This window comes from Streptomyces sp. NPDC057654 (assembly GCF_042800135.1).
Taxonomy (GTDB): Bacteria; Actinomycetota; Actinomycetes; order Streptomycetales; family Streptomycetaceae; genus Streptomyces.
Map to the genome: position 1 here is coordinate 1 of NZ_JBHVHQ010000301.1, position 9,083 is coordinate 9,083.

Consider the following 9,083-nt stretch of genomic DNA (forward strand, 5'->3'; position numbering starts at 1 on the left):
GGGCGGTGGTCGCGGCCGGGCACCTGGCGGCGGACTCCGACGCCGTGGTGGCCGGGGCGCTCGGCGTCGCGGTCGCCGTGGTGGTCCGCGCGCTGCCGCTGCCGTCGGCGGCCTCGCTCGTCGTCTCCCTCGTCGCCGCGGCGGGCGCGGGCGTCGTGGCCGGGCAGCTGACCGGCCTCGGCGCGTCCGGCGCGCTGCTGGGCGCGGCGGCGGGCGTCTGCGCGCTGGTCGGCCTGCGGGTGGCGAGCTACGACTACCCGTCGCGGTTCGTGCACATGACGGCGGGCGTCGCGCTGCCGCTCGCGGCGGCGGCCCCGGTCGTCTACGTGCTCGGCCGCGCCCTGGCGTAGCGCCCGTCGGCCCGCATGATCGGCCGCACCCGCGATCGACTCCGGTTAGGCTCACTGCACGGGCAGGGGGCCTGACCTAGAGCGTGGGGGCACGGAGAACAATGCGCGGACTGCGAATACTGCTGATCGTCGTGGTGGTGCTGGGCATCCTGTTCGTGGCGGCCGACCGGGTCGCGGTCTACTTCGCCGAGGACGAGGCGGCCAAGAAGATCAAGAGCAGCCAGAACCTGAGCGAGAAGCCGGACGTGTCGATCAAGGGCTTCCCGTTCCTGACCCAGGTCGCGGACTCGAAGCTGGACGAGGTCCACGTCAACCTCGACGGCGTCTCGGCCAGCGCGGGCGGACGCTCGATCCGGGTCACGAAGCTCGACGCGTCGCTGCACGACGTGAAGATCAACAGCAGCTTCTCGTCCGCCACCGCCGACCACGCGACGGGCTCCGCCCATATCTCCTACGAGGACCTCTCCAAGGCCGCCGACGCCGGCGTGAAGGTCTCCTACGGCGGCCGCGACAAGGACGGCAAGAGCCAGGTGAAGGTCAGCGCGGGCGTCCCGGTGCCGGTGCTCGGCCGCACCGTGGAGCGCAGCGTGCTGTCGACCGTCACGATGGTGAACGGCAACACCATCCGGCTGCACGCGGACAGCGTGCCCGGCCAGGAGATCCCGGGCCTGGAGGGCCTGATCCGCAAGAAGATCGACTTCGACCGGCGGATCGACGGCCTGCCCCGCGGCATCAAGCTCGACAAGATCACCACCAACGAGCAGGGCGTGGACATCTCGGTCACCGGCTCCCACGTGGAGCTGGCGGGCTGAGCCGGCGGGACGCGACCGGTCACGTCCACTCAGCGAGACGCGCACGTCCATACGATAGAAGGGTCGCGCGCGCAAGGCCCGTACGGACGCCCGTACGGGCCGCACGGCGCCTTTCCCGCCACGTGCCCCACCCACGCATCCCACATTCCGAGACACTTTGTCTCACCATCCGACACCCCGGTGACATGCGCGCCCGTCCGTCCCTACGATCGGGCCTATGAAGCGACAGGCGGATCTCACGAAGCGGCGGGCAGTCGACCTGTGCCGCGTCGCCGCCATGCTCTGTCACAGCGCCTGAAGCGACGCTGACCTCCCGTTCTTCCTCGGCCCCGCAAGGGCCCGACGCTCAGCGCCGCACCCGTGCCGCCGCGTATCCGTGCCGCCGCGCGCCCCCTCGCGCATCCGCACCGCGCACCGCCCGCATCGCCCGCACCGCCGCAACTGCCCCGGAGGAGAGATATATGAGCCGCAGCGACGTCCTGGTTGACGCCGACTGGGTCCAGGCCCGCATCGACGACCCGAAGACCGTCATCGTCGAGGTCGACGAGGACACCTCGGCGTACGACAAGAACCACATCAAGAACGCCGTACGGATCGACTGGAAGAAGGACCTCCAGGACCCCGTGCGCCGCGACTTCGTCGACCGGGCGGGCTTCGAGGCGCTGCTCTCCGAGAAGGGCATCGCCAACGACGACACGGTCGTCCTCTACGGCGGCAACAACAACTGGTTCGCGTCGTACGCCTACTGGTACTTCAAGCTCTACGGCCACCAGGACGTCAAGCTCCTCGACGGCGGCCGCAAGAAGTGGGAGCTCGACTCCCGCGACCTGGTCGCCGAGGTGCCCACCCGCGCCCGGACCGCGTACCAGGCGAAGGACCAGGACCTCTCCATCCGCGCCTTCCGCGACGACGCCGTCGCCGCGATCGGGAACCTCAACCTGGTCGACGTGCGCTCCCCCGACGAGTTCAGCGGCAAGCTGCTCGCCCCGGCGCACCTCCCGCAGGAGCAGTCCCAGCGCCCCGGCCACATCCCGAGCGCCCGCAACATCCCCTGGTCGAAGGCGGCCAACGACGACGGCACCTTCCGCTCCGACGACGAGCTGAAGGAGATCTACGAGACGGCCGGCGTCGACCTGGCCAAGGACACCATCGCGTACTGCCGCATCGGCGAGCGCTCCGCCCACAGCTGGTTCGTGCTGCACGAGCTGCTCGGCCAGCAGAACGTCAAGAACTACGACGGCTCGTGGACCGAGTACGGCTCCCTCGTCGGCGTCCCGATCGAGCTCGGCGCCAACTGACCCTCCCGTTGCACCCCTCTACTCTCAAGGACCCCCATATGTGTGGAGCAAAGGCCGGCGGCCCCGACGCGGCGACCATCAAGCCCGGCGAGACCACCATCCAGGGCTCGGTGACCCGCGACGGCGAGCCCGTCAGCGGTTACGTCCGGCTGCTGGACAGCACCGGCGAGTTCACCGCCGAGGTGCCCACCTCGGCGACCGGGCAGTTCCGCTTCTACGCGGCCGAGGGCACCTGGACGCTGCGCGCCCTGGTGCCGGGCGCGACCGCCGACCGCACCGTCGTCGCCCAGCGCGGCGGTCTCGCCGAGGTCGCCATCGCGGTCTGAGCCACCTCAGAACGCACGACACCGCCGTCCGGCGACGGCACACGCACGGCCGAAGGGCCGCACCCCGGGGTTGGACGCCTTGGCGGGGCGCGGCCCTTCGCGCCGCCCGGCCCCCGGTCGTACCGTGGAGGCATGTACGCGCGAAGGCGGCACTGGTATTTCGCCATGATGGGCACGTGCATCGCGCTGTTCGTCCTGGCGTGGGGCGTCGTACGCATCTGGTCGGTCCCCGCCGCGGTCGGCATGTGCCTGGTCGCGATGGTGATCCCGCCCGTCGCGGCGATCGTCGCGAACCGCAAGGGGCCCGACGACCGCTGGTGGGACGAGCCGCCGAACCCGTCCGCGCCCTCCGGGGACAAGCAGTCCGACCGCTGGTGGGACGAGCTGGACGGCAAGAAGCACCGCCACTGACGCCTATTACGGCGTAATAGCGTCTCAGTAGACGAGGGCCTGCACGCCGTCCGCCATGATCTCGCTGACGAAGACCTGCGCGCCCGCGATCCGGGCCCCCTCGATCAGGTCCTTCTCCTCGATGTCCCGGCGCGCCGCGCACTGCGTGCACACCGTGATCGTCCCGCCGCCCGCCGTGATCCCCTCGATGAGGTCGGGCAGCGGCGCGGCGTGCGGCAGCTCGAACTCGGCCGCCCGGCCCGGCAGGCCGAACCACGAGGACTCGCCCGTCAGCCACAGCGACACCTCGACGCCGCTCGCGACGGCGACCGCCGCCACCGTGAACGCCTGCGAGCACCGCTCGGGCGCGTCCGCGCCCGCCGTCACCTTGATCACGAGCTTCTTCGCCATGGGCCCACTCTAGAAGCCGCACGGCCCGCCCCACTCCGCCGGACCGGGGACGCGTCGGACCTCACAGCGCCGCCGCGACCGTCGGCGACTAGACTCGGCCACGGTCCGTACACCCTCACTCCCCGCCCTAGGAGCGCGCTCGTGCTTGAGGCATTCTTCACCGCCCTGTTGGTCCTGGTCGCCGTTGGCGTCATCGCGTTCGCCGGCCTGTCCGTGAAGAAGCTGTACCAGGGCCAGCGCTGACCCCCTTCCTCCGCCTACAGATCGCCTGAGCCAATGATCGAGATCCCGTCCGACCTGAACCCGGACCTCGTGCCCCTCGCCTTCCTCCTCGGCAACTGGGAAGGAGCGGGCGTCGCCGAATTCCCCGGCACCGAGAAGTGCAACTTCGGCCAGGAAGTGACCTTCACGCACGACGGCCGCGACTTCCTGGAGTACGTCTCGCACAGCTGGCGGCTCGACGGCGAGGGCCGCAAGGTCGCGCCGCTGGAGACCGAGACCGGCTACTGGCGCATCGACAAGGACCGCAAGGTCGAGGTCGTGATGGTCCGCGACCAGGGCGTGGTGGAGATCTGGTACGGCGAGCTGGCCGACCAGAAGCCGCAGATCGACCTGGTCACCGACGCCATCGCGCGGACCGCCGCCGCCGGCCCGTACAGCGGGGGCAAGCGGCTCTACGGCTACGTCAACAGCGACCTCATGTGGGTGGGCGAGAAGTCCACGCCGGACGTGCCGATGCGCCCGTACATGTCGGCGCACCTGAAGAAGGTCGTCGACCCCAGCGAATGGGCGAAGGACCTGAAGGACCTGCCCGACGACGGCATCGCCTTCTTCAAGTAGGGAGCCGGGCTTCCGACGAGCCCGAGAACTCCAAAGATCACGGCCCCGCGGGGAAAGTCCGGTGAGAATCCGGCGCTGACCCGCAACGGTGGGCGGTGCCGCGTGCGAACGCGCGGCGCCGCGAGCCCGATCACCCGCGGCGGCCACAGCTCCTGACAACTCGCCGTGGACTGCGAGGGGACGCCGCCCGGCCGAGCGCCGCTCGGGGCAGCCTCTCCGTACGTACGGAAGCGGCCCGAGGCTAAGGCGACCGACTCCCCGTGGCGATCACCTCCCCGGCCGACGGCGCGCGCACCGCGCCCGGCGGCCCGCCCCCACCGCGCCGCCTGCCCCTGCTGCCGCTGGTCGCCGCGCTCGCCGTGGCGCTGCTCCTGTCGCTGGCCTGCGGGGTGGCGATGGGTTACTCCGGCCTGAGCTGGGGCGCGGTGTTCGGCTTTCTGCGGGCCGGGCTGACCGGCGGGACGATCGCGCCCGAGGACGTCTCCGCCTACACGATCGTGTGGGAACTGCGCTTCCCGCGCGCGCTGCTGGCCGCGATCGTCGGCGCCGGGCTCTCCGCCATCGGCGTCGCCGTCCAGGCCATGGTCCGCAACGCCCTCGCCGACCCGTTCGTACTGGGCATCTCCTCCGGGGCCGCGGTCGGCGCCAACGCCGTGCTGATCTTCGGCGCGCTGGGGGCGCTCGGCATCTGGGCGCTGTCGGCGGCGGCGTTCGCCGCGGCGCTCGCCGCGATGGCGCTCGTCTACGCGGCGGCCCGCACCCCGCAGGGCCTCACCCCCCTGCGCCTCGTGCTGACCGGCACCGCCATGTACTACGGCTTCTCGGCGATCAGCACCCTGATGGTCTTCAGCTCCGACCGGGCCGAGGCGGCACGCTCCGCGATGATGTGGCTGCTGGGCAGCCTGGGCGGGGCGTCCTGGGACTCCGTGCCGATCGCGGCCGGCGCCGTGCTGGCCGGGCTCGCGCACCTCGCCTGGTCCGCGCGCCGGCTGAACGCCCTCGCGATGGGCGACGAGACGGCCGCGGCGCTCGGCGTGGACGCCGGGCGGCTGCGCAAGCAGCTGTTCGTGACCGCGGCGGGCGTCACCGGGGCCGTGGTCGCCGTCAGCGGCGCCATCGGCTTCGTCGGGCTGATGGTCCCGCACATCACCCGGATGCTGGTGGGCGCCGACCACCGGCGGGTGCTGGCGGTGGCCCCGCTGCTCGGGGCCGTCCTGCTCGTATGGGTCGACATCATCTCCCGCGTGCTGCTCGCGCCCGTGGAACTCCCCATCGGCGTCATCACGGCCGTGGTGGGCGTGCCCTGCTTCGTGCTGCTGATGCGCCGCCGCGGCTACACCTTCGGAGGCGCCTGATGCGCGTGGACGTCGAGGACCTGTCGGTCGCGATAGCGGGCGCCCGCATCGTCGAGGACATCACACTGCGGGCGGAGAGCGGACAGCTCGTCGGGCTCGTCGGCCCCAACGGCAGCGGCAAGTCGACCCTGCTGCGCTGCGTCTACCGGGCGCTGCGCCCGTCCGCCGGGGCCGTCCGGCTCGACGGCGCGGACCTGCACGCCATGGACGTACGGGAGGGGGCGCGGGCGCTGGCCGCGCTGCCGCAGGAGTCGGTGAACGAGTTCGACTTCACCGCCGCCGAGGTGGTCGCCATGGGGCGGCTGCCGCACCAGAAGGCCGTCGCGCGCGCCACCGCCTCCGACGCCGCGGCCTGCGCCGAGGCGCTCGGCCGGGTCGGCGCGGACCATCTGGCCGACCGCGGCTTCCTGACCCTGTCGGGCGGCGAGAAGCAGCGGGTGCTGATCGCCCGCGCGCTGGCCCAGGAGTCGCGGGTGCTGGTCCTGGACGAGCCGACGAACCACCTGGACATCGCCCAGCAGCTGGAGGTCCTGGCGCTGGTGCGCGGCAGCGGACTGACGGTGCTGGCCGCGCTGCACGACCTGAACCTGGCGGCCGGCCACTGCGACGTGCTGTACGTCATCGCCCGCGGCCGGATCGTGGCCTCGGGCCCGCCGCACGAGGTGCTCTCCCCCGAACTGCTCGCCGAGGTCTTCGGGGTACGGGCGCACCGCGTGCCGCATCCGGAGTCCGGTGCTCCGCAGCTGCTCTTCGACCGGCTCCCCACCACGGCCATCGCCCCCACCGCCCCATGACTCTAAGGACGTCCCCCGCCATGCACGCTCGCGCAGCCACCGCCGTCGCCGCCGTCGCGGCCCTCGCCCTGGCCCTGACCGGCTGCGGCGCCGAGGTCAAGTCCGCCGGCTCCGAAGGCAAGGCCGCCAAAGGCTCCGGCCACTACCCGGTGACGGTGGAGAACTGCGGCCAGAAGGTGACGTACGACAAGGCGCCGCAGCGCGTGGTGACCAACGACGTGGGCATAGCCGAGATCATGTTCGCGCTCGGCCTCGAAGAGCACATGGCCGGGTACGTGATGCCCGACTACAAGGCCAGCCGCGAGGACGTCCCCTGGAAGGACGGCTACGACAAGGTCAAGTGGCTGTCCAAGAAGCAGATCAACAAGGAGCTGGTCCTCGACGCGAAGGCCGACATGGTCTTCGCGGGCTGGAACTACGGCTTCGGCGAAGGCGACGGCTTCACGCCCGCCGGCCTCAAGAAACTCGGCATCGGCTCGTACGTGCTGACCGAGTCCTGCCGCAACGGCTCCTCCGCCAAGTCGCGCGGCGTGATGCCGCCGCTGGAGGCCCTGTACACGGACATGGCGACGCTGGGGAAGATCTTCGACGTCGAGGACCGGGCGGCGGGGCTCGTCACGGACTTCAAGAAGCGGGTCGCCGACGCCCAGGCGAAGATCCCGAAGGACGGCCACCGCCCGTCCGTCTTCCTCTACGACTCCGGCCAGGACAAGCCGTTCACGTCGGGCGCGTACGCGGGGCCGCAGGACATCATCACCAAGGCCGGCGGCACGAACGTGATGGGGGACCTCAAGGACACCTGGGCGACGGTGAGCTGGGAGTCGGTCGTCGACCGCGACCCCGAGGTCATCCTGATCAACAACTACGGGTCGCCCAACGCCGAGGAGAAGAAGAAGTTCCTGATGTCCTACGCGCCGCTGGCGAACGTCAAGGCCGTCAAGAACCACCGCGTCTTCGTCCTCGACTACGTCGACCTGGTGGAGAGCCCCCGCAATCCGTCCGCCATCGCGGCGCTCGCCGACTACTTGAAGGAGGTCCGCGCGGGCTGAGGCTGCCTACACTGGGCGGCGTGGTGGACACCAACTGGCAGAGCGATCTCCGTAAGCGCGGATACCGGCTGACTCCGCAGCGCCAGCTCGTACTGGAGGCCGTCGACAAGCTGGAGCACGCGACGCCCGACGGCATCCTGACCGAGGTGCGGCGCACGGCCAAGGGCGTCAACATCTCCACCGTCTACCGGACGCTGGAGCTGCTGGAGGAGCTGAAACTGGTCAGCCACGCCCACCTCGGGCACGGCGCGCCCACGTACCACCTCGCGGACCGGCACCACCACATACACCTGGTCTGCCGGGACTGCACGGACGTGATCGAGGCCGACCTGTCGGTCGCGGAGCCGTTCACCGAGACGCTGCGCGAGCGGTTCGGGTTCGACACGGACATGAGGCACTTCGCGATCTTCGGACAGTGCGCGAAGTGCGCCGGGAAGGCCGCCGCCGCCGAGTCATAGGCCGCCGGGTCGTAGGCTGGGGTTTATGAAGAGCCCTTTGCTGTCGCTGCCCGGCGCCGTCCCCGGCGAGGGCCCCGACGAAGGAGTCGCCGCGCACTACGGCGACCTGTTCCGCGAGCAGCGCGCGCTCGCCGACGGCACCGGTTTCGTGGACCTCTCGCACCGCGGAGTGGTCACCGTCACCGGCGCCGAACGCCTGGCCTGGCTGCACCTGCTCCTCACCCAGCACGTCAGCGAACTCCCGGCCGGCGAGGCCACGGAGGCGCTGATCCTCTCCGCCAACGGCCATATCGAGCACGCCCTTTACCTCGTCGACGACGGGGAGACCACGTGGATCCACGTGGAGCCCGGCACCCAGGAGGCGCTGATCGCCTATCTGGAAAGCATGAAGTTCTTCTACCGCGTCGAGGTCGCCGACCGCACCGACGACTTCGCGGTGGTGCACCTCCCGGCGGGCTCGATCGCCCCGGCGCCGGACGGCGTGACGGTGCGCGAGACGCCGCACGGCCGCGACCTGTTCCTGCCGCGGGCCGGCCTGGAGGAATTCGCCGCCGGGCACGGACCGGCCGCGGGCTCCCTCGCGTACGAGGCGCTGCGCGTCGAGGCGCACCGCCCCCGGCTCGGCCTGGAGACCGACCACCGCACCATCCCGCACGAACTGGGCTGGATCGGCGGCGCGGTGCACCTCCAGAAGGGCTGCTACCGCGGCCAGGAGACGGTGGCGCGGGTGCACAACCTGGGCAAGCCGCCGCGACGGCTGGTCTTCCTGCACCTCGACGGCAGCGAGGTGAAGCTGCCCGCACACGGCGCGCCCGTACGGCTGGCGGCGGACGGCCCGGAGGGGCGTCAGCTGGGCTTCGTCACGACGTCCGCGCGCCACCACGAGCTGGGGCCGATCGCGCTCGCGCTGGTGAAGCGGAACGTGCCGCTCGATGCCGCGCTGATCGCGGACGGGACGGCGGCGGCACAGGAAGTGGTCGTGGAGCCGTAGCCCTACGGC

Annotated in this window: 12 protein-coding genes, 1 pseudogene and 1 riboswitch; of the genes and pseudogenes, 12 read left to right on the plus strand and 1 reads right to left on the minus strand. The window is 71.4% G+C overall.

Annotated features, from left to right (window positions below):
- The 6 genes and pseudogenes from ACFU99_RS21935 to ACFU99_RS21960 form a co-directional block, all read left to right on the plus strand.
- Nucleotides 1-350, plus strand: a pseudogene (locus ACFU99_RS21935) (hypothetical protein); the annotation flags it as partial.
- 101 nt (nucleotides 351-451) lie between these two features.
- Nucleotides 452-1,162, plus strand: coding sequence for a DUF2993 domain-containing protein (locus ACFU99_RS21940; protein WP_384394483.1), 711 nt, complete (start codon nucleotides 452-454; stop codon nucleotides 1,160-1,162).
- A 217-nt stretch (nucleotides 1,163-1,379) separates the two neighbouring features.
- Nucleotides 1,380-1,460, plus strand: coding sequence for a putative leader peptide (locus ACFU99_RS21945; RefSeq protein WP_362163676.1), 81 nt, complete (start codon nucleotides 1,380-1,382; stop codon nucleotides 1,458-1,460).
- A gap of 163 nt (nucleotides 1,461-1,623) precedes the next feature.
- Nucleotides 1,624-2,460, plus strand: coding sequence for a sulfurtransferase (locus tag ACFU99_RS21950; protein ID WP_384394485.1), 837 nt, complete (start codon nucleotides 1,624-1,626; stop codon nucleotides 2,458-2,460).
- Nucleotides 2,461-2,498: 38 nt separating this feature from the next.
- Nucleotides 2,499-2,786, plus strand: coding sequence for a DUF1416 domain-containing protein (locus ACFU99_RS21955; RefSeq protein ID WP_384394487.1), 288 nt, complete (start codon nucleotides 2,499-2,501; stop codon nucleotides 2,784-2,786).
- A gap of 132 nt (nucleotides 2,787-2,918) precedes the next feature.
- Nucleotides 2,919-3,197 (plus strand): DUF3099 domain-containing protein, encoded by a 279-nt coding sequence (locus ACFU99_RS21960; RefSeq protein ID WP_384394489.1) that lies wholly within the window; start codon nucleotides 2,919-2,921, stop codon nucleotides 3,195-3,197.
- Between the two features lie 24 nt (nucleotides 3,198-3,221).
- Here the strand turns inward: ACFU99_RS21960 and ACFU99_RS21965 are convergent, their stop codons facing one another.
- Nucleotides 3,222-3,587 (minus strand): DsrE family protein, encoded by a 366-nt coding sequence (locus tag ACFU99_RS21965; RefSeq protein WP_384394491.1) that lies wholly within the window; start codon nucleotides 3,585-3,587, stop codon nucleotides 3,222-3,224.
- A gap of 276 nt (nucleotides 3,588-3,863) precedes the next feature.
- On the opposite strand from ACFU99_RS21965, the gene ACFU99_RS21970 reads away from it, so the two are divergent.
- The 6 genes from ACFU99_RS21970 to ACFU99_RS21995 all read left to right on the plus strand — a co-directional run bounded on the left by ACFU99_RS21970 (nucleotide 3,864) and on the right by ACFU99_RS21995 (nucleotide 9,074).
- Nucleotides 3,864-4,427 carry an FABP family protein gene (locus ACFU99_RS21970; protein WP_384394492.1) on the plus strand — a complete coding sequence of 188 codons (564 nt, stop codon included), beginning with the start codon at nucleotides 3,864-3,866 and terminating at the stop codon, nucleotides 4,425-4,427.
- A 50-nt stretch (nucleotides 4,428-4,477) separates the two neighbouring features.
- Nucleotides 4,478-4,563: riboswitch (cobalamin riboswitch) on the plus strand.
- Nucleotides 4,564-4,687: 124 nt separating this feature from the next.
- Nucleotides 4,688-5,782 (plus strand): FecCD family ABC transporter permease, encoded by a 1,095-nt coding sequence (locus ACFU99_RS21975; RefSeq protein ID WP_384394495.1) that lies wholly within the window; start codon nucleotides 4,688-4,690, stop codon nucleotides 5,780-5,782.
- The gene (locus ACFU99_RS21980; protein ID WP_384394496.1) at nucleotides 5,782-6,576 is read left to right on the plus strand and encodes an ABC transporter ATP-binding protein; all 795 of its coding nucleotides are present in this window, start codon (nucleotides 5,782-5,784) and stop codon (nucleotides 6,574-6,576) included. The genes ACFU99_RS21975 and ACFU99_RS21980 overlap by 1 nt, the downstream gene beginning before the upstream one ends.
- Before the next feature lie 20 nt (nucleotides 6,577-6,596).
- Nucleotides 6,597-7,625 carry an ABC transporter substrate-binding protein gene (locus ACFU99_RS21985; RefSeq protein WP_384394498.1) on the plus strand — a complete coding sequence of 343 codons (1,029 nt, stop codon included), beginning with the start codon at nucleotides 6,597-6,599 and terminating at the stop codon, nucleotides 7,623-7,625.
- Nucleotides 7,626-7,645: 20 nt separating this feature from the next.
- The gene (locus ACFU99_RS21990; protein ID WP_384394500.1) at nucleotides 7,646-8,083 is read left to right on the plus strand and encodes a Fur family transcriptional regulator; all 438 of its coding nucleotides are present in this window, start codon (nucleotides 7,646-7,648) and stop codon (nucleotides 8,081-8,083) included.
- 25 nt (nucleotides 8,084-8,108) lie between these two features.
- Complete coding sequence (locus ACFU99_RS21995; RefSeq protein ID WP_384394502.1) at nucleotides 8,109-9,074, plus strand: YgfZ/GcvT domain-containing protein; 966 nt, start codon at nucleotides 8,109-8,111, stop codon at nucleotides 9,072-9,074.
- Nucleotides 9,075-9,083 lie beyond the last annotated feature (9 nt).